At 38.5% G+C, this 24,050-nt stretch carries 20 protein-coding genes; 19 read left to right on the top strand and 1 reads right to left on the bottom strand.

From position 1 onward, the window contains the following. Positions 1 to 986 precede the first annotated feature (986 nt). The 19 genes from yfmF (at position 987) to hfq (ending at position 23,208) form a co-directional block, all read left to right on the top strand. On the top strand, positions 987 to 2,273 hold the full coding sequence (gene yfmF / locus MKY30_RS20785) for an EF-P 5-aminopentanol modification-associated protein YfmF (RefSeq protein ID WP_341085246.1): 1,287 nt from the start codon (positions 987 to 989) through the stop codon (positions 2,271 to 2,273). Further along, on the top strand, positions 2,266 to 3,561 hold the full coding sequence (gene yfmH, locus MKY30_RS20780; RefSeq protein ID WP_147209501.1) for an EF-P 5-aminopentanol modification-associated protein YfmH: 1,296 nt from the start codon (positions 2,266 to 2,268) through the stop codon (positions 3,559 to 3,561). Before yfmF ends, yfmH begins: the two co-directional genes overlap by 8 nt. Then, the gene (gene ymfI / locus MKY30_RS20775) at positions 3,558 to 4,274 is read left to right on the top strand and encodes an elongation factor P 5-aminopentanone reductase (RefSeq protein WP_147209500.1); all 717 of its coding nucleotides are present in this window, start codon (positions 3,558 to 3,560) and stop codon (positions 4,272 to 4,274) included. Before yfmH ends, ymfI begins: the two co-directional genes overlap by 4 nt. A 273-nt stretch (positions 4,275 to 4,547) precedes the next feature. After that, positions 4,548 to 4,799: a DUF3243 domain-containing protein gene (locus MKY30_RS20770; protein WP_147209499.1), complete on the top strand. Its 252-nt coding sequence runs from the start codon at positions 4,548 to 4,550 to the stop codon at positions 4,797 to 4,799. Positions 4,800 to 5,143: 344 nt separating this feature from the next. Further along, positions 5,144 to 5,929, top strand: a complete 786-nt coding sequence (locus MKY30_RS20765; RefSeq protein WP_147209498.1) for a DUF3388 domain-containing protein — start codon at positions 5,144 to 5,146, stop codon at positions 5,927 to 5,929. Between the two features lie 25 nt (positions 5,930 to 5,954). Next, positions 5,955 to 6,857: a helix-turn-helix domain-containing protein gene (locus MKY30_RS20760; RefSeq protein ID WP_341085245.1), complete on the top strand. Its 903-nt coding sequence runs from the start codon at positions 5,955 to 5,957 to the stop codon at positions 6,855 to 6,857. Positions 6,858 to 7,235: 378 nt separating this feature from the next. Then, positions 7,236 to 7,814 carry a CDP-diacylglycerol--glycerol-3-phosphate 3-phosphatidyltransferase gene (pgsA, locus tag MKY30_RS20755; RefSeq protein ID WP_147209496.1) on the top strand — a complete coding sequence of 193 codons (579 nt, stop codon included), beginning with the start codon at positions 7,236 to 7,238 and terminating at the stop codon, positions 7,812 to 7,814. Continuing rightward, complete coding sequence (locus tag MKY30_RS20750; RefSeq protein WP_341085244.1) at positions 7,811 to 9,058, top strand: competence/damage-inducible protein A; 1,248 nt, start codon at positions 7,811 to 7,813, stop codon at positions 9,056 to 9,058. The genes pgsA and MKY30_RS20750 overlap by 4 nt, the downstream gene beginning before the upstream one ends. A gap of 228 nt (positions 9,059 to 9,286) precedes the next feature. After that, positions 9,287 to 10,330, top strand: a complete 1,044-nt coding sequence (gene recA / locus MKY30_RS20745; RefSeq protein WP_147209494.1) for a recombinase RecA — start codon at positions 9,287 to 9,289, stop codon at positions 10,328 to 10,330. 714 nt (positions 10,331 to 11,044) lie between these two features. Further along, positions 11,045 to 12,607, top strand: a complete 1,563-nt coding sequence (gene rny / locus MKY30_RS20740) for a ribonuclease Y (protein ID WP_147209493.1) — start codon at positions 11,045 to 11,047, stop codon at positions 12,605 to 12,607. A 335-nt stretch (positions 12,608 to 12,942) separates the two neighbouring features. Next, positions 12,943 to 13,740 carry a TIGR00282 family metallophosphoesterase gene (locus tag MKY30_RS20735; protein WP_147209492.1) on the top strand — a complete coding sequence of 266 codons (798 nt, stop codon included), beginning with the start codon at positions 12,943 to 12,945 and terminating at the stop codon, positions 13,738 to 13,740. A 91-nt stretch (positions 13,741 to 13,831) separates the two neighbouring features. Continuing rightward, entirely contained in the window at positions 13,832 to 14,092 is a 261-nt protein-coding gene (locus tag MKY30_RS20730; RefSeq protein WP_042534912.1) for a stage V sporulation protein S, read from the top strand. A gap of 258 nt (positions 14,093 to 14,350) precedes the next feature. Next, positions 14,351 to 15,910, top strand: coding sequence for a tRNA (N6-isopentenyl adenosine(37)-C2)-methylthiotransferase MiaB (miaB, locus tag MKY30_RS20725; RefSeq protein WP_147209491.1), 1,560 nt, complete (start codon positions 14,351 to 14,353; stop codon positions 15,908 to 15,910). Position 15,911: 1 nt separating this feature from the next. Further along, positions 15,912 to 16,340: a RicAFT regulatory complex protein RicA family protein gene (locus MKY30_RS20720; protein WP_341085241.1), complete on the top strand. Its 429-nt coding sequence runs from the start codon at positions 15,912 to 15,914 to the stop codon at positions 16,338 to 16,340. Positions 16,341 to 16,599: 259 nt separating this feature from the next. Continuing rightward, positions 16,600 to 17,172: an outer spore coat protein CotE gene (locus MKY30_RS20715; RefSeq protein WP_147209489.1), complete on the top strand. Its 573-nt coding sequence runs from the start codon at positions 16,600 to 16,602 to the stop codon at positions 17,170 to 17,172. 199 nt (positions 17,173 to 17,371) lie between these two features. Further along, entirely contained in the window at positions 17,372 to 19,969 is a 2,598-nt protein-coding gene (gene mutS / locus MKY30_RS20710) for a DNA mismatch repair protein MutS (RefSeq protein ID WP_156986100.1), read from the top strand. Positions 19,970 to 20,086: 117 nt separating this feature from the next. Beyond that, on the top strand, positions 20,087 to 21,970 hold the full coding sequence (gene mutL / locus MKY30_RS20705) for a DNA mismatch repair endonuclease MutL (protein ID WP_147209487.1): 1,884 nt from the start codon (positions 20,087 to 20,089) through the stop codon (positions 21,968 to 21,970). Positions 21,971 to 22,007: 37 nt separating this feature from the next. Then, positions 22,008 to 22,937: a tRNA (adenosine(37)-N6)-dimethylallyltransferase MiaA gene (miaA, locus tag MKY30_RS20700; RefSeq protein ID WP_147209486.1), complete on the top strand. Its 930-nt coding sequence runs from the start codon at positions 22,008 to 22,010 to the stop codon at positions 22,935 to 22,937. Positions 22,938 to 22,983: 46 nt separating this feature from the next. Beyond that, the gene (gene hfq, locus MKY30_RS20695; protein WP_077601236.1) at positions 22,984 to 23,208 is read left to right on the top strand and encodes an RNA chaperone Hfq; all 225 of its coding nucleotides are present in this window, start codon (positions 22,984 to 22,986) and stop codon (positions 23,206 to 23,208) included. Between the two features lie 134 nt (positions 23,209 to 23,342). On the opposite strand, the gene MKY30_RS20690 is transcribed toward hfq, so the two are convergent. Continuing rightward, positions 23,343 to 23,984, bottom strand: coding sequence for a cupin domain-containing protein (locus tag MKY30_RS20690; RefSeq protein WP_341085238.1), 642 nt, complete (start codon positions 23,982 to 23,984; stop codon positions 23,343 to 23,345). Positions 23,985 to 24,050 lie beyond the last annotated feature (66 nt).

Here is a 24,050-nt window from a genome sequence, read left to right as displayed (position 1 = left end):
TTCTATATACTCAACTTTCACACCTAAAAAAATAACTTGCTTATCCTAGAGACAGGTGTTGACTGTTCTTTCCATCTATCTCTTGACAAGGCATAAACGCTATTTAGAAAGAAGATAACGTGTAAGGCTACCGCTGCGGCGGACCGTTTTGCTTTCGACGTACAGGACGTACTAATGCAGGCGTTGCAACAACTCTTTTCGATGGGGTGAGTAATCGCAACCCCAGGACGTTGCGACCTTAGCCTGCCTAGGGTAGGGGCATGCTCTTCAGCTAACTTTTGCTAAGAAGAGCACTTGGCAAAAGTGGACCTTCAGATGATGCTATTCCCTCAGGAGTCAAAACGGTCCGCCGCAGCTAGCAGGAGATTTTATACTGTTTAATACAACGGAGCAAATAGAAATTCGACCAGCAAAGAACATATTTTTCGTTGGTGCATATAAAAATGTCCCGTCACGATTACTTTCTGTTCATGAAAGCTATTTTACTATACCAAGTTGTGCATCATTTAAATTGCCAAATCAACCATTTGAAACACTAAAATGATCTTTTCATCAAGCAAGAATAGATTATTTCATCCAACCCTATTAGGATATGATTTCCCGCATTCGCTGTAGAAGCCTAACTAAGCGCAGACCAACCACGAAGACTCCTATGGGAACCGGGTGAGCTGAAGATCCACTTGAAAAGCGGTTTTCTTTTCAAGTTAGCTGAAGCCGTCCCCTTGGAAAGCGTAGTGATTGGTTGCAGGAGCTATACACAATTTCCATTTCATATAGTAGGGGATTTAACAAAATGCAAACAGGATAAGAAAGAACATGTTCAACCTGGAACAGTAAGGTATAGATACTTATTCTCAGGTGCGAAAGTTGAGTTATATACTTTTAAAAAATTTCCTCATGTAATACCTGTTTCTTTGAATATGATGGATGATAAAGGAGAGAAACGCGTAAAATAAATACTGGCTAGTTTAGAATGGAGGATAAATATGAGTGTTAAGGAAATTAAACAGAATGAAAATAATATACAATTTCACATGCTTCCGAATAAAAAACATAAAACATTAACCTTTGCAGTAAAATTTCGTGCACCGCTGGAGAGAGGAACCATTACAAAACGGGCTCTGCTTCCTTATGTGTTAAAACAGGGAACAGCTTCCTTTCCTACGCGCAAAGAACTGCAGGAGGAATTGGCAGAATTGTATGGGGCAGTGCTTTCTATCGGAGGATCAAAAAAAGGAGAAAGTCATATTTTGACGTTTTATTTGGAAGTACCAAATGAAAAATTCCTGCCTGGAACCAATTCATTATTGGAACGGGCGATAGAACTGCTGTATGAAATTGTTTATAAACCAAATCAGGAAGAGAACGGATTTCCTAAGCGGGTATTCGACCGAGAAAAAGAAATTCTTCGTCAAAATATACTTTCTATTAAGGATGATAAGGCCAGCTATGCTAATATCCGGCTAATGGACGAAATGTGTTCAGGTGAACGCTATAGTATTCATGCACAAGGCTATGAGAAGGATTTATCAGCGTTTTCAAATCAGGAGCTGTTTACGTATTATCAAAATATGCACCAGGAAGATGAGATAGATATTTATGTAAGCGGAGATTTTGATGCGGAACAGATGCTGAATTTATTAACTAGCCGATTTAAACGGTCATCAAAGAAAAAAGAAGCTCCTGTTAATGATGATGTGCCAGCGCAATCAGTTACATCCAAAGAACTGATCGAAGAAGATCAGGTGCAGCAGGCGAAGCTGAATATCGGCTATCGGACCAATATTCTTTTCCGAGATGAAAAGTATCCGGCATTGCAGGTTTTTAATGGGATGTTCGGCGGTTTCCCAAGTTCAAAATTATTTATAAATGTAAGAGAAAAGAATAGCCTGGCTTATTATGCTGTCTCCCGGATGGAGAGTCATAAAGGTTTATTATTTGTGATGAGCGGAATTGCTCCAGAGGATTATGATAAGGCATTGACAATTATCCGTGAGCAGTTGGAAGCTATGAAAAATGGCGAATTTACGGAAGAAGAACTGGAAGAAACAAAGCTTCTTATTATCAATCAATTAAAAGAGACCTTAGATCATACGCAGGGTATGATTGAATTTATGTATCAGCAAGTAGTTGGACACAAAGAGATTACAGTTGATGAGCTGTTTCATGGTATTCAGCAGGTAACTAGAGAGCAGGTTATCGAAGTAGCGAATCAAGTGAAGGAAAACATGGTGTACTTATTAACAAGTGAAGGAGGAGAGGCCGATGAATAAGCAGTATTTTGATACAATTGATGAAACTTTATATGAAGAAAAACTAGATAACGGACTGCAGGTTTGTCTACTACCAAAACCGGAACTGGCGAAAACATATGGTGTTTTCATGACAAATTACGGATCGATTGATCAGAGCTTTGTACCTATTGGTCAAACAGAGGCGATCACTGTGCCGGATGGAATTGCTCATTTCTTAGAGCATAAGCTCTTTGAGAAAGAAGATCGTGATGTATTTACGGATTTCACCAAGCAGGCAGCTTCTCCAAACGCCTTTACTTCCTTTACAGAAACAGCTTATTTATTTTCGGCGACAAGTAATATTGAGAAGAACGTATTAACATTGGTTGATTTTGTGCAGGATCCCTATTTCTCTGAGCAATCCGTAGAGAAGGAAAAAGGAATCATCGCGCAGGAAATTAATATGTATGATGATCAGCCGGATTGGCGTCTGTTTATGGGAACGAATAAAGCGTTGTTCCATAACCATCCTGTGAATATTGATATTGCAGGCACAGTAGATTCCATTTACACCATAACAAAGGATGATTTATATACCTGTTACCATACTTTCTATCATCCGGAAAATATGATCTTATTTGTAACTGGAAACTTTGATGCTCAGGAAATGATGAATTTAATTAAAGAAAACCAGCAGAAAAAATCATTTGATAAGCTGGACGATATAAAGCGGCAGTTTCCGGAAGAGCCTGATACTGTAAAAGAAAAGAACTTAATGATAAATATGCCGGTATCTATTCCTAAATGTGCAGTAGGTATTAAAGAGCCGAATAAGCAGCTCGAAGGCGAAGAATACCTGAAACGTGATTTATTCGTTGATATGGTGCTTGATCATTTCTTTTCAACTGGCGGAGAGTTTTACCAAAAACTATATGATGAAGATTTAATTGATAACAGCTTCTTTTTTGAAAGTAATCTGCAAACTTCTTTTGGTTATGTTTCCATTGGTTCCAATACCAATAATCCTGAAGCTTTTTCCTCACGGGTGCAGGAATTGCTTTTATCAACCAAAGACCACGAAATTAGTGAAGCAGATTTTGAACGGATGAAAAAGAAAAAGATGGGGCAATTGCTCCGTGCGATGAATTCTTTGGAATTTATTGCGAATCAATTTGCCACTTTATCCTTTAAAAAGGTAAATTTATTTGATATCGTACCATTTATTCAAAAACTGACTGTTCAGGATGTAAATGTGTTTTTAAATTCATGGATAGAAGAAGAACGTCTGGCAACATGCACGATTCAAAATCAAACGGTGGATAAATGAAAGGGAATATCCTTTTAATTGGTGCGAGTGGTGATATCGGTTCAGCTATTGCAAAAAAATTGCTGGACACCGGGTATCAGCTTATCCTTCATTATCATTCCAATCAGGCACCTATTAAAGAATTAATGCAGGCTGATGAGCGAAACGCTATCTTAGCTGCTTATCAGGCGGATTTAGCAGATGAAGCAGAGGTAGCTGATTTTATTGAGGCTGTATCTATCTCTGTAGATGGAATTATTTTTGCTGGCGGTCATGCACATTATGGTTTGTTTCAGGATATGAGAGCTGAAGAGATGGATGACTTACTGCAGGTTCATGTCAAGTCGCCATGGTTGATTACCCATCATTTTCTTCCAGCTATGATCCGCCAAAGAAAAGGAAATATTTTATTTGTTACAAGCATTTGGGGCGATTATGGGGCAAGTAATGAAGTTGTCTACTCCAGTGTAAAGGGAGCCCAAAATATATTTGTAAAGGCTTTGGCAAAAGAAGTAGCATTATCCAATATCCGGGTAAATGCAGTAAGCCCCGGTTTTATTGATACGAAAATGAATCACAATTTATCTCTTGAAGAAGCAGATGCCTTTATTAATGAAATTCCGGAGAATCGGGCGGGGCGTCCTGAAGAGGTTGCCAATGTAATCAGCTATTTACTTAGTGAAGAATCCAGTTATATTCAGGGTGAAGTCATTCATATTAATGGCGGTTTGTAGAAGGATATCTTCATTCAACAGCATAATTACAAGCGTTTCTCTATGGTAAAAGATAATTGGGCATGTATAAATTTTAAAATTCCTCAAATACTATAGGTGCTTAAGGAGAGTTTCAGAACAGCCCGCTTATGTAGTCAGCCTTTATTTTTGCGAATAAAGAGATATAAAATGGTGTTCTGAAAAAGCTGTATGTCCCTGGTAACAGGGATAATGGTTGGCAAATCGTGAGACTTCTTAATTTGCAAAAGAATACTTTTGAGGAGGCGTGTCCAAATGTCAGTATTAGATAACTTCGATTCATGGAAAGGCTTTTTAAAGGGACGTTTGCAGCAAGCTGAAGAAAGTGGTATTAACCATGATACTTTAACTAATTTGGCAGCTGAAGTCGGTGATTATTTAGCTGAAAGTGTTGATGCTAAAACGCCGGAAGAAAAGGTGCTGAAAGAGTTGTGGAGTACAGCTTCTGAAGAAGAGCAGCAAGCTCTTGCCAGCGCGATGATTAAGCTTGTCCAAAAGCATGATTAACTAATGAATATTTCAGAAGAGAAGCTGTATAGGATTATCTATATAGCTTCTTTTTATGTATGGATAAACGTTATTCATTTTTTGTATGGAAGTGTTTCAGAAAAATGAATGATGAAAAAGGTGTTAGCTGTTTAGGAAAAACTAAAAAGATGGTATATTATAATAGAAACATTATCCTTTTTTCGATATGATGATACATAGTACGACATAATAAGTTATCTGTTTGAAAAGATTACTTTAAAAAGTGTATGTTCAAAAAGACGATAAAAAGGATTGGGATGTCTCTTTCCTGACGTGTTATTTTTAATTCAGGCTTTTTGAGCAGACTCTAAAAGGAGCTTATCATGGACAGAACACAGTGGTACCTAGAGTATGAAAATTTAAAAAACCGCCCGGGATTATTAGGCGAAATTTCCTCTTTACTTGGAATGCTCTCCATTAATATCATTATGATTAATGGTGTGGAAAATTCTCGCAGAGCCATGCTCATCCTGTCTAAGTATGATGAAAATATAGTTAGACTTAAATATATTTTAGAAACAATGGATGCGATTAAAGTACACAAACTTCGTAAGCCTAAATTACGTGATAAAATTACAGTCCGGCATGGAAAGTTCATCCATCACGATAATGAGGACCGTAAAACTATTCGTTTTGTACGAAATGAACTTGGACTTTTAGTCGATTTTATGGCTGAATTATTTAAGGTGGAAGGGCATAAACTTATTGGGATAAGAGGAATGCCCAGAGTAGGAAAAACAGAATCTGTTGTTGCAGCGAGTGTCAGCGCAAATAAGAGATGGCTGTTTGTATCCAGCACTATGATTAAACAAACTGTGCGTAAAAGTTTAATTGAAGGGGAATATGATTCAGACAATATTTACATTATCGATGGTATTGTGTCAAAAAGAAAAATGAATGAAGAAGAGCACTGGCAGCTGATTAGAGAAATTATGCAGCTGCCGACTGTCAAGGTGATTGAACATCCGGATATATTCGTTCAATCTACGGAATACAGCATGGAGGATTTTGATTATATTATTGAGCTCAGAACCCACGAAGATCAGGAAATCACTTATGAAACAGTGGAAAATGAAGATTTACGGCAGGACGGATTCTCGATGTTTTAATTTACAAAGGTGGAAGGTGTTTTAAATGGATGTTGGTGAAAAACTAAAAGAAGCACGGCTGGCCAAAGATATTTCTCTGGACAGCCTGCAGGAAAAAACAAAAATACAAAAAAGGTATTTAGTTGCAATTGAAGAAGGGAATTTCAATATTCTCCCAGGGAAATTCTACACACGTGCTTTTATAAAAGAATATGCGTCTGCGGTAGGGATAAATCCGGACGAGCTTATGACAGATCATAAAGAGGAGCTTCCTCCCACAGAAGAAGAAGAAGAAAATGTACAATACAGCCGGATACAACGGACAAGAAAAGAGAGTAAATCAGATAAAGAATCTCGTTCATCATCCATCATTCCAACGGTTACAGTTATTTTATTAATTATCGCTATTATCGCGGTAGCAATATTTTTCCTGCGTCAGAGCTCCTCCTCGAATGAAGGAGAGCCAGTTGAGGATAATAATACGGATAGCAGTACGATTATTACCGATTCAGATGATAGTGGCAATGGTAATGACGCTGCAGCAGATGATTCTGAAGAGAATAACGATGACGAAGGAAATGAAGATGAGGAACAGGAAACAGAAGAAAATGAAGAAGTTTCTGTTGAGGTAGTAGAAGAAGGAACAGGGTCTTCTCCAACATCTGTACTTGAGATATCAAATGTTAGTGATGAAGCTGTATTAACGCTGGAATCAGCTGATGCAGACTTGAACAGCTGGTTAGATGTAACCGGCGGAGATGACGAGTCCTTATTCAGCGGCAATTTTGATGCAGAAGCATCCCCATTAGAAATTGATATTTCTGATGAAGATTCCGTATTACTAAATATAGGTAATTCATCAGCTGTAACAATTTCTGTTGATGGAACAGATATTGAGTACCCAACATCTGCAATCCATCAGCGTTTAGAGTTACAAATTGGTAATTAACTATATTAAGTAACCTGTAAACCCTCCCTGAAAGGGAGGGTTTACTTCATGCACATGATGCACTATAAGAGGATGTTCAAAAAGTCCAATAAAGATGACGCGGCGATAAGAGGATCTTCTACTAAGAACGGGTACGTCGTGTGGGCAACAACGTAGAAGGCGCCGCAACACGTGAGAAGTGCGTTGACTAGCTTTTTCCGATGGGACTGAGATTACTCGTCCCATCGAAACATTTGCGATTACTTGCCCCACCAAGAGCGTTACTCACGTATTATAAAGCATACGTTCCGCTCAGAAAAAACTAGTCGTATTAAACTTCTTGGTCCTATTTATCCGACTTTTTGAACACGTACTATAAGAAAAAATGGAGGATATAAAATGAATTTACCAAATAAACTAACTTTTTCTCGTATTTTAATGATACCGCTTTTTATGATATTACTGGCAGTACCCTTTCCATGGGGAAGCTGGAATATTGGAAATGCAGAATTACCCGTTGCTCATTTTGCTGCAGCTCTGATATTTATTATTGCAGCAGGCACAGACTGGGTAGATGGCTATTATGCAAGAAAACATAATCTGGTTACCAATTTAGGGAAATTTATGGATCCTTTAGCAGATAAGCTGCTTGTTTCCGCAGCTCTTATTTTATTAGTAGAGATAGAGCTTGCTCCAGCATGGGTTGTTATTATTATTATCAGCAGAGAGTTTGCAGTTACTGGATTAAGGCTGGTTGCAGCAGGTGAAGGAATTGTTTTGGCTGCAGGGAGTATGGGGAAATTAAAAACAGCTACACAAATGATTGCCATAGCTTCTTTATTGCTGCATAATTTTCCATTTTCTTATATGAGCTTTCCATTTGGTACGATTATGTTATATATTTCTTTAGTGTTCACTATTATTTCAGGGGTGGACTATTTTGTTAAAAACTGGCATGTGATGAGGGATTCTAAATGACAAAAAATTATCAAGCAGAAATTGTTGCAGTAGGTACAGAATTATTATTAGGCCAAATAGCAAATACAAATGCCCAGTGGCTGTCTGAACAATTAGCTACTTATGGAATTAATGTTTATAACCATACCGTAGTGGGAGATAATTTAGATCGTGTCGAGCAGGCATTTCGGCTGGCACAGTCACGTTCGGATATTGTCATTGTCACAGGCGGTTTAGGGCCTACAGAGGATGATTTAACCCGTGAAGGTTTTGAACAAATGACCGGCCTTGAAATTCTAGAAGATAAGACTACGATGGAGAAGATAGAAAGTTATTTTAAAGAACGCAACCGTACGATGACGCCGAATAATCGCAAGCAGGCCCGAGTATTTAAAGGCGCCAGTGTTTTAAAAAATAATGCTGGTATGGCTCCGGGAATGTATGTAGATTATCAGGATACACATTGGTTCTTTTTGCCGGGAGTTCCACGGGAAATGAAGCAAATTTCATCAGAAGAATTATTTCCATTTTTAGAAAACTTAACAGGCAAACAGCAGGTAATCCAATCCACGGTCTTAAAATTTATTGGTATCGGCGAATCTAATCTGGAGCATGAACTGACAGATATGATTCATGGACAGACAAATCCGACAATAGCTCCCCTTGCTCAGGATCAGGGTGTGGTCATCCGGGTTACAGCAAGTGCTTCATCGAAAGAAGATGCCCAAAAGCTGGTCGCAGATAAAAAGCAAGAAATTTTAGCCCGTATCGGTGAATACTGCTTCGGTGAGGACGATCAGACGATTGAGAATAAAGTTATTGAGTTATTAGCTGAAAAAGAAAAAACAATTGGTGCAGCAGAAAGTTTAACAGGTGGACTATTCTCTAGTAATCTTGTGTCAGCCGCTGGAGCCTCCAATGTTTTTGCAGGCAGTTTAATTACTTATCAAACATCTGCAAAGGAATCTTTATTAGATTTATCTCCAGAATGGATTGCTGAATACGGTGTGGTGAGTAAGGAATGTGCTGAAAAGATGGCTGAACAGGCAGCTTTTAAATTAAATACACCAATGGCTATTTCTTTTACAGGGGTTGCCGGTCCTGATACGCAGGAAGCAAAACCGGTCGGACAAGTCTATATTGCTATTTTTGATGAAGAGAAAATTGTAGAGTCAAGCTCTATCCTTTTATCAGGAAACCGTAATAATATCCGTGAAAGAGCTGTATTAAAAGGCTTTGAATTATTATATCAATACTTAAAATAATTTTTTAAGGTGAATGAAAGTTTTATTTTTATTACAAAAGAGGCAGATTTAATAATTCAGTTTGTATAAGAGAGAGAATTAGGCATTTTTGAACAAAAGAATGTATAGATTTTAATTTTTGAAGTAAAATCTGATATAAAAATAGCAGAACATTTATTCGTCTTTTTGCTTGTTAAATATGTAAAAACGTTGTATGATGGATAAAGATAGATAAAGGAGGTAGTTTCGGTGAGTGATAAACAACAAGCTTTAGATATGGCTTTAAGACAAATAGAGAAACAATTTGGTAAAGGTTCTATTATGAAAATGGGGGAACATGAAATACCTAAGATGGCAACTATTCCAAGTGGTTCATTGGCTTTAGATGTAGCTCTTGGAATTGGCGGGTATCCGAAAGGAAGAGTAGTAGAGATATATGGTCCGGAATCTTCCGGTAAAACTACCGTTGCGCTTCATGCTATTGCAGAAGCTCAAAAAAAAGGTGGTCAGGCAGCTTTTATTGACGCAGAGCATGCATTAGATCCCATCTATGCAAGAGCTTTAGGCGTTAATATTGATGAACTTCTGCTATCGCAGCCGGATACAGGAGAACAAGCTTTGGAAATTGCTGAAGCGCTTGTTCGAAGCGGTGCAGTAGATATTGTTGTTGTAGACTCTGTAGCAGCACTTGTACCAAAAGCAGAGATTGAAGGGGAAATGGGAGACTCTCATGTCGGCTTGCAGGCAAGATTAATGTCGCAGGCACTTCGTAAGCTTTCAGGGGCAATTAATAAATCAAAAACGACAGCTATTTTTATTAACCAGATCCGTGAAAAAGTAGGCGTTATGTTTGGAAATCCAGAAACTACTCCTGGCGGCCGTGCATTAAAATTCTATTCTTCTGTAAGACTGGAAGTGCGCCGTGCCGAAACACTTAAGGTTGGCAATGACGTGGTAGGGAATAAAGCCCGTATTAAGGTTGTGAAAAACAAAGTAGCACCTCCGTTCAAACAGGCTGAAGTAGATATTATGTATGGTAAAGGTGTTTCCAAAGAAGGAGAGGTCCTTGATATTGGCTCGGATCTTGATATCGTACAAAAAAGCGGTGCCTGGTATTCTTATAATGGAGACCGTTTAGGTCAAGGCAGAGAGAATGCTAAAATATTCCTGAAGGAAAATGAAGCATTATTTGAAGAAATCAGCGCAGCAATTCGTGATCATTATGAGCTCGACAAAGACTTGGAACAGCCTGAAGAAAAATCAAAAGAAGAGCAGGAAAGCCTGGATCTTTAATATAACCTGCTTTGTACCTCACTCAAAAACCATAGTACACCTGTGCTATGGTTTTTTTGTTGCCAGGAAATTATAGAATTATTGCCTTGTGGATAACTATTTATAGAAAAACAGCCGCGTCCAGCTCCGAGCGCCAAACTTTAGAGATTTCACGTCACGCCCTGCGATAAAGAAGACTTAGCGATTGTCAAGCCGTCAGGCGTAGACAGAGGTAAAGTCGCACTTATGCCCTGTGGGTGAAAGTCAACATCGGTTTAAAGTAAAGGAAGTTCGACCAAGGTCGAACCACCCCCAAAGACCGGGGGCGCAATCTCTACGTTTTTAAGTAGGCGCTCTGCGCTTTTGTTCTGAAGTTCAGGAATACTATACCCAGCTCTGAATGTCAAAAACGGGAGGAAATAACACATTTCGGAACAGCTAAATGTATACCGGAAACCTGATATCATCGGCGTTTCGTCAAGAGTAGCACACTCTTAAACTATAGGATGTTTTGCAGGGGTTTGTTCTTATAAACAAACTATATAACAAAATTTCGAATATATTTTAATTTATATATCGGGTGCTCCTTGACATTCAGGCTGGTGAGAATTAATATTAATAGTGTATAATTTTATAATTTGTATTATGAAATTACCTTTATTTTAATGCATTTGAAAATGTGATATGCCGACAAATACGCAATTTACAATTTTATAGGCAATAGGAGGTGAAGTTATGAACACAGCTATTATTATCATCTCCATTTTGCTTGCTCTAGTCGTCGGTATTGTTGTTGGTTATCTGGTACGTAAATCTATTGCAGAAGCTAAGATTTCTAGTGCGGAAACATTAGCTAAACAAATTATGGACGAAGCACGTAGAAATGCAGATGCTGCTAAGAAAGAGGCGCTTCTGGAAGCAAAGGATGAGAATCACAAGCTTCGTCAGCAAGCCGAAGATGAGATTCGTGAGCGTCGTATGGAAGCTCAGAAGCAAGAAAATCGTCTGATGCAAAAAGAAGAAAATCTGGACAGAAAAAGTGAAACATTAGACAAACGTGAAGTTCTGCTTGAACAGAAAGAACAAACTTTAGTGGAACAACAACAACAAATTGAAGAAATGAAAAGCAAAGTGGAAGCTATGAAAGACGAGCAGCAAGCTGAGCTTGAGCGCATTTCAGGATATACAACCGAACAAGCGAGACAACTTATTTTAGAGCGTATCGAAAAAGAAGTACAGCACGAATCAGCGGTAATGATTAAAGAAGCTGAAAATCGTGCGAATGAAGAAGCAGATAAGAAAGCGAAAAATATCTTATCACTTGCACTTCAAAGATGCGCAGCTGATCACGTTGCTGAAACAACGGTCTCTGTTGTGAACTTGCCAAACGATGAGATGAAAGGCCGCATTATCGGTAGAGAAGGACGGAATATCCGTACATTAGAAACATTAACAGGAATTGATTTAATTATTGATGATACCCCTGAAGCAGTTATTCTTTCCGGTTTTGATCCGATACGGCGTGAAATCGCACGAATGGCATTAGAAAGACTTGTACAAGATGGTAGAATTCATCCGGCACGTATTGAAGAGATGGTTGAAAAATCAAGACGTGATGTTGATGAATATATACGTGAAGTGGGTGAAGAAACAACATTTGAAGTTGGAGTCCATGGATTACATCCGGATCTTGTAAAGATTCTGGGTCGTTTGAAATATCGTACAAGCTACGGTCAAAATGTCTTGAAGCACTCAATGGAAGTTGCTTACTTGTCAGGACTGCTGGCGGCTGAATTAGGTGAAGATATAAATCTTGCTAAAAGAGCCGGCCTGCTGCATGATATCGGAAAAGCGATAGATCATGAAGTGGAAGGCAGTCACGTTGAAATTGGTAAAGAATTGGCAATGAAATACAAAGAACCTGAAGTTGTTATAAATTCAATTGCTTCCCACCACGGAGATGAAGAGGCAACCTCCGTTATCGCTGTATTAGTTGCAGCTGCAGATGCACTTTCTGCTGCCAGACCAGGAGCTCGAAGTGAAACACTTGAAAATTATATCAAGCGTCTAGAAAAACTGGAAGAGATATCTGAGTCATTTGAAGGCGTAGAGAAGTCATTTGCTATCCAAGCCGGTCGTGAAATTCGTATCATGGTTCGTCCTGATGATATTGATGACATGGAATCAGCGAGAATTGCACGTGATATCAGAAAACGTATTGAAGGGGAGCTCGACTACCCTGGACATATTAAGATTACGGTTATTCGGGAAACAAGAGCAGTTGAATACGCAAAATAAAAGCAAGGGCGGCATATGTCGCCTTTGTTTTTTTGTTCTATAAAAAATATAAATTTGAGGATGAGCATACATTTACTTTTTCAGGTAAAATAAGCTATCCTGTATTTTAAAGAAAATAAAAAAGTTCTGATTCTTTTTCGAGTTTTTCAGCAAAAATATATGGGTGGAATATATGAATACTTATGATAATGATACTTAACTAGCGTAGTGTATTTCGTAACGGCTGCTAGTAACAAATTCAATGCTGTTTGTCCCCATAGATTTTGGTATTGACTCCTTTTTTGAGAATTATAATATGGGTGTATGTAGCAGGAGCAAAGGAAGGTTGGATAATAATGAAAATATTATTTATTGGTGATGTTGTAGGTTCTCCGGGAAGAGATATGATTACGGAGTACTTGCCGAAATTAAAAGAAAAATATAAGCCGAATTTAACCATTATAAATGGAGAGAATGCCGCTGCAGGAAAAGGAATCACAGAAAAAATTTATAAGCAATTTCTGCAAGCAGGTGCTCATGTCATTACAATGGGAAACCACACTTGGGATAAAAAAGAAATTTTTGAGTTTATTGATCAGGCACCGGCTATGATCCGCCCGGCAAATTTTCCAGAAAATAATCCTGGAAAAGGCATTACTTATACGAATATTAATGGGAAAGAAGCTGCCGTGATTAATCTGCAAGGAAGAACATTCCTTCCGCCAATTGATGATCCATTTGAAAAAGCGGATCAGTTAGTTGAGGAGGCTAAAAAAAGAACCAAAACGGTTTTTGTAGACTTTCATGGGGAAGCAACAAGTGAGAAACAAGCAATTGGCTGGTATTTAGACGGAAGAGTAACAGCTGTTGTCGGCACACATACCCATACACAAACTGCCGACGAAAGAATATTGCCCGGTGGTACTGCATATATATCAGATGTGGGGATGACAGGACCGTATGATGCGATATTAGGCGTGGAGAAGGAATCCGTTATTAAAAGATTTCAAACTTCCCTTCCAGTACGTTTCGAAATCGAAAAAAAGGGAAGAACACAACTAAATGGAGTATTTATTAGTACGGACGATTCGACTGGTAAAGCATTAAGCATTGCAAGGATTATCATTAATGACGATCACCCCTTCTTTGCATAATATCTGCTTATTGTCCAGTCGAACAAGGTATACATCTCCAGGAGAAATAGTAGCAATAAATGTATAAATAGCACATGAGGAGGTACTAGTGATGGAAGTTTTAAAAGTTTCAGCAAAATCAAATCCAAACTCAGTGGCAGGAGCTTTGGCAAATGTACTTAGGGAACGGGGTACGGCTGAAATCCAGGCGATCGGTGCGGGAGCATTGAATCAATCCGTCAAAGCAGTTGCTATAGCTCGCGGTTTTGTAGCACCAAGTGGGGTCGATTTAATCTGTATACCAGCATTTACAGATATTTTAATTGATAATGAGGAACGTACAGCTATTAAGTTAATTATTGAGCCAAGATAAGGGGTGTTTCGCACATCTGTTCAATAAGAAGAGGCATATATACTGCCCAATTGGACAGAAGCATACCCGTTCTCAAATTAATTGGTAATTTAGCAATTATTTCTTTATGAATCAGAAAAAATCTCTTTTTTCAAATTTGAAAAAAGAGATTTTTTTAATGTTTACAGCCTTGAGTATTGTACAATTTTTCTGTAGGCTTTATACTGTAAGTTAGTGCATCAATACATATGAATCGATGAAAGAAGGGGGATCAACCTGATGAACGAAGAACAACGTAAACAGCAGGCCCAGATTCGTAGCGAAGAAGCAAATATTGAACGAATTAAGAATACATCCAGTGAAGAATTAATCGCTAAATATTTTCATGCGGAATATGAGCCGCAAGCTCCAGATATAAAGAAAGCGAGAAAACGTCGCAAGGAAGATATTCAGTTTCATTATGATTTTTCTATCCCGGAGGATATGCAACGAATTGGGGAAGGCAAAAAGTTTCTAATACGAACCTATGGCTGTCAAATGAACGAGCATGATACAGAAGTAATGGCTGGTATTTTATCTGAGATGGGCTATGAGTCCACAAATGTAACGGAAGAAGCGGATATTATCCTGCTTAATACTTGTGCTATCCGTGAAAATGCTGAAAATAAAGTATTCGGTGAAATTGGGCATTTAAAACCGTTGAAATTGGAAAAACCGGATCTTATTATTGGCGTATGCGGCTGTATGTCACAGGAAGAATCCGTGGTAGACCGGATTTTGAAAAAACATCAGCATATTGATTTGATTTTTGGAACACATAATATTCACCGTCTGCCGCATCTTGTCAAAGAAGCATTGTTCGGTAAAGAAATGATTGTTGAAGTGTGGTCTAAAGAAGGCGACATTATTGAGAATCTGCCAAAAGTACGTAAAGGTAAAATCAAAGCATGGGTTAATATTATGTACGGTTGTGATAAGTTCTGTACATACTGTATTGTACCAATGACACGAGGGAAAGAACGCAGCCGCCGTCCTCAGGATATTATTCAGGAAGTACGTCACCTTGTCGCACAGGGCTATAAAGAGGTTACGCTTCTCGGTCAAAATGTGAACGCGTATGGAAAAGACTTTGAAGATATTGAATATGGCTTAGGCGATTTAATGGATGATATTCATAAAATTGACATCCCGCGTGTCCGGTTTACAACCTCGCATCCCCGCGACTTTGATGATCGTTTAATTGAAGTTCTGGCACAGGGCGGAAATCTTTTGGATCATATTCATTTGCCAGTTCAATCTGGAAGCAGCGAAATATTAAAGAAAATGAATCGTAAGTATACCAGGGAAGAATATTTAGAATTGGTTCGAAAAATTCGTGAAGCAATGCCTAACGCGACACTTACGACAGACATTATTGTCGGCTTCCCGAACGAAACGGAAGAGCAGTTTGAAGAAACGATGACATTAATGGAAGAAGTAGGATTCGAAGCAGCTTATACTTACATCTATTCACCACGGGAAGGCACACCTGCTGCCAGAAAGAAAGATGATGTACCCGAAGAAGTAAAAAAACAGCGCTTATATCGTTTAAATGAGCTGGTTAATAAGCAATCAGCAGAATCAATGAAGACTTATCAGGGTGAAGTTGTTAAGGTGCTTGTTGAAGGAGAGAGTAAGAAGGATCCAGATGTTCTTGCCGGCTATACAGAACGGAATAAATTAGTAAACTTTAAAGGACCTAAATCCGTAATTGGGCAGATTGTTGAGGTAGAAATTACAGACACGAAAACATGGTCACTAAATGGTGTAATGGCCGAGAATAGAGTTGAGGTGGAATAAGATGGCAATGTATGAGCGGAAAGAAGTACTTGATGAAGCAAGAAAATTAGCTGCAATGCTTGCAAATACAGAAGAAATTGAACGTTTCAAACAAGTGGAGGCTAAATTAAACCAGAATAAAAAAGTCCAAAGCTTGATTAAGAAAATTAAAACCTTACAAAAACAGGCGGTAAACTTCCAAGCCTATGATAAGAAGGAAGCCTTACAGCGGATCGAGCAGGAAATTGACCGATTACAAAATGAAATTGATGAAATTCCTATTGTTCAGGAGTTTAAAGAAACACAAATTGTTGTAAATGATGTCTTACAGCTGGTTTCCAAAACAATATCCCGTACAGTTACAAATGATATTATTGAATCTACAGGCGGCGATGTGCTAAAAGGTGAGACAGGTTCGCAAACACAAAATAGTTCCAGCTGTGCGCACTAATTTTGTATCAATTTAATAAAATGAATAAGCAGATAAAGTCGGACAGTTATTTGTCCGGCTTTTCTTTATCGCTGAATATAAAAAGAGAAATTCATCATTATAGCAGTTAAAGGCGCCCACTTTTAGCCCATTTTTAAAAATAAAAACCTTTCAAGCTATTATGAGGCGGCTCCTTTTCTTTTTTCTTGGCAATAGTTATGCACTTTAGGTATTTGCCGTGCATAAAATGACTATGAAAAAAGAGGAGGTAAAATGTATCATGACTTTTCTTGATAAAGAATATAGAGAAATCATTACGAAAGCAGTATGTGGTAAAGGCAGAAAATTCACCAAAGATACCCATACCATAACTCCAAGCCATCGTCCGACAAGTATTCTTGGATGCTGGGTAATTAACCATTTGTACCACGCAAAGAAGAAGTCTGAGGATACTGTCATTATCAGTGGCAGTTATGATATTAATGTATGGTATTCTTACAACGACAACACGAAAACAGAGGTTGTTACAGAAAGGGTGGAGTATACAGATTTAGTTCCTTTATCTGTGAAGGATGATAATTGTATTAATGATGAATACGATATTATTGCAAAAGTGCTTCAGCAGCCCAACTGCTTAGAGTGCATGATTTCAGATAAAGGTGGAAGTGTGTCTATCGATATTGAACGTGAATTTGTTGTTCAGATTATTGGTGAAACAAAAATCTGTGTAAAAGTAAAGCCAAACTGGAAAAGCGATGACGATGAAGATGATGTTATGTGGGATTATGAAATGACCGATGATGAAGCAGAAGATATTCGTCCAGATTTTATTCATCATAAACACAAAGATTAAAATGAAGCGAGGGTAGCTATACTCTCGTTTTCTTTTCAAACAAGATAGGACAAGGATGCTTTGGAATATGCTATAATGAAATTCCATCCATCTTAAAATTTTCATTTAAAAGATGCATGAGACCAAACAATATAAGAAGCTGTTTACAATATAAATAGAAGTAAAATAGATAATTATAGCAAGCTGGAGGAACTTTTTTATGGCTAAATTAACACCAATGATGCAGCAATACATAGAAATAAAATCACAATATAAGGATGCCTTTTTATTTTATCGGCTCGGGGATTTCTATGAGTTGTTCTATGATGATGCAACAAAGGCTGCACAGGAGCTGGAAATTACTTTAACTAAACGGGCGGGAGGTAATGACCCGATTCCAATGTGCGGAGTGCCTTATCATTCTGCAGAAAATTATATTAAGGTACTGATTGAAAAAGGGTACAAGGTAGCTATCTGCGAGCAGGTTGAAGACCCAAAGACAGCTAAAGGTGTTGTTAAACGGGAAGTTGTCCAAATGATTACACCGGGAACGGTTATGGAGAGCAACATGCTTGTGGAGGGAGAGAACAATTATATCGGCAGCCTGTCTCATTTTGAAGATGGCTCCTTTGTGATTGCTTATAACGATTTGTCAACCGGCGAGAATCGCCTTGCTTTAATGGAGGACGGCTGGGATAGTGTGATTCACGAATTTTACCATCAGCCGGTAAAGGAAATTGTAGTTTCCTCAAACCTGCCTGAAGAAATGCAAGCACAGCTCCGGGAACGATTGCAGATTACTCTGTCCTATCAGGATGAAGTGAATTTTAATGCGGAATTTCGCGATTTAAGTGAGAACTTAAATGATGAGCGTCTGATGAAGGCTTTCAGCAGATTATTGAATTATATCCAGAATACCCAAAAACGCTCCTTAGATCATCTGCAGCCGGCAGAAGTAATTGAATTAAAACAATATATGAGCCTGGATATGTATTCAAAACGTAATTTAGAGCTGACAGAGTCCATTATGAAAAAATCGAAGCATGGCAGTTTATTATGGGTGCTCGATAAGACAGTAACAGCAATGGGAGCCAGAATGCTGAAAAAATGGCTGGAGCGTCCGTTGTTAAATCAAGTTAAAATAAACCGCCGTCTTGAGATTGTCGGGACTTTCCTGGATGCTTTTATGGAACGGGAGAGCTTAAGAGAGAGCTTAAAATCAGTATATGACTTAGAACGTTTATCTGGAAGAATTGCTTTCGGGAATGTTAATGCAAGAGATTTAATTCAGTTAAAACAATCGCTGCAGAAAATTCCTGCGATTAAAGAGACACTTGGGCAGCTTAAGGTTTCTGAAGTAACAGACCTGGCAGATTCTTTAATCTACCCAGATTATATTGTGGACCTTTTGGAAAAAAGTTTAGTAGAAGAGCCGCCAATCTCTATCAAAGAAGGAGCTCTGATTAAGGAAGGCTACCATGAAGAATTAGATAAATATCGCGATGCTTCCAGGAACGGAAAACAATGGATTGCAGCTTTAGAGAAAAAAGAACGGGAACTAACCGGTATTAAATCGCTTAAAATAGGATATAACCGTGTATTTGGCTATTACATTGAAGTGACGAGACCAAATCTGCCTTTACTAAAGGATGACCGCTATGACCGTAAACAAACACTTACAAATGCGGAGCGATTTATCACACCAGAGTTAAAAGAGAAAGAAACACTTATTTTAGAGGCAGATGAGAAAAGTGTTGAACTGGAGTATGATTTATTTATTAAACTCAGAGAACGGATCAAGCAGGATATTCCATTAATTCAGCAGCTTGCACAAATAATTAGTGAAATAGATGTGTTACAAGGATTTGCAACGATTAGTGAAGAAAATAATTATAAGCGTCCTGCCTTTCAAAAAGGTGTGTTCTCTGTAGAAGGCGGCCGCCATCCAGTTGTCGAGCAAGTGATGAAGAGCGGAACTTATGTGCCCAATGATGTGCAGTTAGATGACAATAATCAGATGCTGCTGATTACTGGTCCAAATATGTCCGGTAAGAGTACCTATATGCGACAGGTAGCTCTGATTGCGATTATGGGGCAGACTGGCTGCTTTATCCCGGCTGAATCAGGGATATTACCTGTCTTTGATCAAATTTTTACAAGGATAGGTGCTGCAGATGACCTTGTTTCCGGGCAGAGTACCTTTATGGTAGAGATGCTTGAAGCGAGGCATGCTATTCAAAATGCTACCTCCAACAGTCTGATTCTATTAGACGAAATTGGACGGGGGACAAGCACGTATGATGGGATGGCCTTGGCTCAGGCAATTGTGGAGTATATTCATAACCATATTCATGCTAAAACACTGTTTTCAACCCATTATCATGAACTGACCGCTTTAGAAGCTTCGTTAGAGCACTTAAAAAACATCCATGTCCGTGCGGAAGAGCATGAAGGAAATGTTGTTTTTCTTCATCAAATTAAAGAAGGAGCAGCGGATCAAAGCTACGGGATTCATGTAGCTAAATTAGCTGATTTGCCTGACGAATTAATCAACCGTGCTTCTGTTATTCTGAAAGGCTTTGAAAGCAGCGGTACAAAAGAAGATCTGAACGAGTCAGCAGCATCGCTTGAACCGGAAGAAGCTCAATCAGATCAATTATCCTTCTTTGTGGAGGAGAACAGAAAAGAAAATAAGAGAGCAAAGTTAAGTAATAAAGAAAATACAGCTTTGGAAGAGCTTAAAAGCTTAAATATATTGGAAATGAATCCATTAGAGGCTATGAATGAGCTGTATCGCCTGCAGAAAAAGATAAAGTAATAGGAAGTTCAAAAAATCACCAAATGATAAGCGGCGAATCTCATCGTTGAAGTGGTTTTGCCGATTTGCTTCTAATTTGGCAACTTTTTGAACACGCATTTATAGGAAGGTGATAGCATGCCAATTATGCAAATGCCGGATAGCTTAGCAAATAAAATTGCGGCAGGGGAAGTGGTAGAACGCCCCGCGTCGGTCGTAAAAGAAATCATGGAAAACAGCATTGATGCGGGAGCGACCTGGATACGAATCGATGTACATGAAGCAGGATTATCGGAAATACGAATTGTTGATAATGGTTCTGGAATTGCTGCTGAAGATGTGGAGAAAGCTTTTTTACCACATGCTACAAGTAAAATAAGTACAGAAACTGACTTATTCCATGTGAAAACACTGGGATTCCGCGGAGAGGCACTGGCGAGTATTGCTTCTGTAAGCAGACTCTCTATTCAAACTTCTGAAGGAAACGCAGCAGGAGTGTCATTAGAATTAGAAGGCGGAGAAGTGGTCAAAAGAGGTAAAAGCGATGCCCGTCAAGGAACAGAAATTGTTGTCAGAGATTTATTCTATAATACACCGGCGCGTTTGAAATATATGAAGAGCCTGCATACAGAGCTTGGGCATATCTCAGATGTTTTGAACCGGATGGGACTGGCTCATCCGGAAATTCGGATTGAAGCAACTCATAATGGCAAGGGGCTTTTAAAAACATCAGGAAATAATGATATGCTTCAGGTGATTTCACAAGTATATGGGATGAGTGTTGCCAAGCAAATGTCACCAGTTGAATACCGGACATTAGATTTTACGATTACTGGATATATAGCGAAACCGGAAGTAACGAGAGCGTCCAGAAATTATATGTCCACCATTATTAATGGCAGATTTGTCCGAAACGTTGCTATAAATAAAGCGGTGATCGAAGGGTATCATACATTGCTTCCAATTGGCCGATCACCAATTGTTGTCCTTTCCATTGAAATGGATTCTATATTGGTTGATGTGAATGTCCACCCTGCTAAGCTCGAGGTTCGTTTCAGTAAAGAAAAAGAGCTTTATGCAGCTGTCAGAGATATGATACAGTCTCATTTTCGGAAAATGACGCTTATTCCAGAAGTAACGAAAAAGCCGGAACCAAGAGAAAAATCAGAACAGCATACTTTTCAATTCGAGACGGAGCCTGTCAATCCATTTCAGGAAACCGGGAAAAATATTGAATTTGAAAAATCAGAGCCGGTTATCAAGGAAGAGAATCCATTTCACAAGGATGAACCCGCCTATCTTCGTGACGAGAATAAGGACATAGAGATGAATGGGGAAGGATACGAATCAACTATCAGCCAAGAAGCCGGAGCCTCTGAGGAGCCTTTAAAAGACATCTTAGCCCCTCTTGAAACAGAAGAGAGAATAGAACAGCACACACGGGTACCAATGATGTATCCAATTGGCCAGCTGCAAGGAACCTATATTATGGCACAAAACGAAAATGGCTTATATATGGTAGATCAGCATGCAGCGCAAGAGCGGGTTAAATATGAATTTTTTAAAAACAAGCTGGGCAAGCCAATTAATGAATCACAGGAGCTTTTAATACCGATGACCTTTGACTTTTCTAGAAAAGAAGCTATTTTTATCGAAGAAGCAAAGGATACGTTGGAACAAGCCGGATTATTTTTTGAACCTTTTGGCAGCCAAACTTATGTCATACGTTCTCATCCAACATGGTTTCCAACAGGTTTTGAAGAAGAAATTATACGTGAAATGGTAGATCAGTTTATTCAGGAATCAACAGTTAATGTAGAAAAGATACGTGAGGAAGCGGCGATATTAATGTCCTGTAAACGTTCGATAAAGGCAAATCATTATTTAACAAATGAAGAAATGTTCCAATTGCTTGAGGATTTACGCAGTACAACAGATCCTTTTACATGCCCGCATGGCAGACCGATTATTGTTCATTTCTCTACCTATGAATTAGAAAAGATGTTTAAGCGTATTATGTAGAATGGGAACAAAAATATTGAAGTTGAGGAATAGGTAAATGAAGAAAAAAGTAGTTTCTATCGTAGGACCAACTGCAGTCGGAAAGACAGCATTAGGAATTGCCGCTGCAAAAAAGTTCCAGGGAGAAATTATCAGCGGTGATTCGACACAAATATATATTGGAATGGATATTGGAACGGCAAAGGTAACACAAGAAGAAACAGAAGGCATCCCTCATCATATGATTGATATTATCCGTCCTGATCAGCCGTTTTCTGTGGCGGATTTCCAAGAGCATGTGAAATATCATATTGAAGCTGTTCATGAGCGAGGTAACCTTCCTATTATTGTTGGGGGAAGCGGATTGTATATTCAATCTGTACTGTTTGATTATCATTTTTCTGATCAGCGTCGTGATGAGGAGTTAACAAATCAGCTGTTTCAGCAGATTGAAGCAGAAGGTACAGAAAAGCTTTATGAGCGCTTGAAGCAGGTCGACCCGGAACAAGCGGGAAAAGTTCATCCAAATAATCATAGGCGTCTTGTGCGCGCATTAGAGGTCTATGAACTGACCGGACTGACAATGTCGGACTACCAAAAAGAGCAGCAGGCAGAGTCTCCGTATGATCCATTTATTATCGGATTAGATATGGAACGGGCAATATTATATGATCGGATTAACCGGCGGGTGGACCAAATGATAGAGGCAGGCTTAATCGATGAAGTCCAGGCGCTTATTGAAAAAGGTTATAAGGACTGTCAATCAATGCATGCGATTGGATATAAGGAGATTGTTGCCTATTTGGAAAATCGATTATCACAAACAGATGCGATTGCTGCGGTAAAACAAAACTCACGCAAATATGCGAAAAGACAGCTTACTTGGTTTCGGAATAAGCTGGATGTGAACTGGTATCAGCTGACTGAAAAAGAAGCATCGCAACAAATGAAATTAATTTTAAGTGATTTAGCAGGATTTTTAGAATAATAAATCGAATAAAGATGTATAGATAGAAAAGAGGAGGAACTCATTTATGGCTCAATCCGTGAACATTCAAGATCAATATTTGAATCAGCTGCGAAAAAATCATATCTTTGTAACAGTTTTTTTAACAAACGGTTTTCAATTAAGAGGAACGGTAAAAGCATTTGATAATTTTACGGTACTGTTAGAAACAGATGGCAAGCAGCAGCTTATTTTTAAACACGCTATTTCCACATTCTCACCGTCGAAGAATGTGGAGATTGAAAAAGAATAGAGAGTATGGGAGAGAGAAGCTTTAGGTTGAGCTTCTCTCTTTTTAATGAAATGAAAAAGGTCCCAATAACAATTATTAAAGCTAAAATAAAAAAATGGCATAAACCGTGTTTCTGTTATACTCCTTAACCTATTTCAATAATATGGATATCTTGGAGCATAGGGATTTTGCTGATACTGCTGAATATACTCCTGCTGTTGATAAGGCCTGTTTCTATATTGCTCATCCATCCTATTATTTTCTCTTTCACAATCCTTATAAGGACCGATATACGTTGACGGTTTTACGGGGACTATCGCTTTTTTCCACTGGTTTTCATCCAGACAATAAGTATGAGCCATAATATTCGAGGGAGTAAATTTTAAGATATCAGAGCCTAAAACCACTTCAGGCGTTGGAGCATCAAAGATTGCTAATATATGCGTGTTATCTGCGGCAGCTACCTCGTAATGCCACCAACCCTGTGGAACGTTCGCAACTTGACCAGGTGTAATAGGGATGTTAATTATTTCTTTTGTAAATGGGTTAAGCATTGAAACTGTGGCAGCACCGGAAATACAGTAAACGAGCTCAGCTGCATTTTGATGATAGTGCGGTTCTACAACATTATCCTCACTTAGAAAAATGTCAAGCAGAGATACATTTTCTAATGTATTTAACTGTTGAACTCCTAAAACATTAATTAAGTTTCTGTTGTCCTTTTTGAACAGGGGACTTTTATTTACATCAAAAAAGAATTGGGCTGATGAGGAAGTATAGTCCATATATGACACCATAATTTCGTCACTCCTTACTAAATTATGTAGTCATTTTATTCATATAAAAAGAATCGGTGTATCTGA

The organism is Oceanobacillus sp. FSL W8-0428 (assembly GCF_038004405.1).
Classification (GTDB): domain Bacteria; phylum Bacillota; class Bacilli; order Bacillales; family Amphibacillaceae; genus Oceanobacillus; species Oceanobacillus sojae.
Note: the sequence above shows the minus strand (reverse complement) of the source record. Positions and strands in the feature narration are given on the sequence as shown.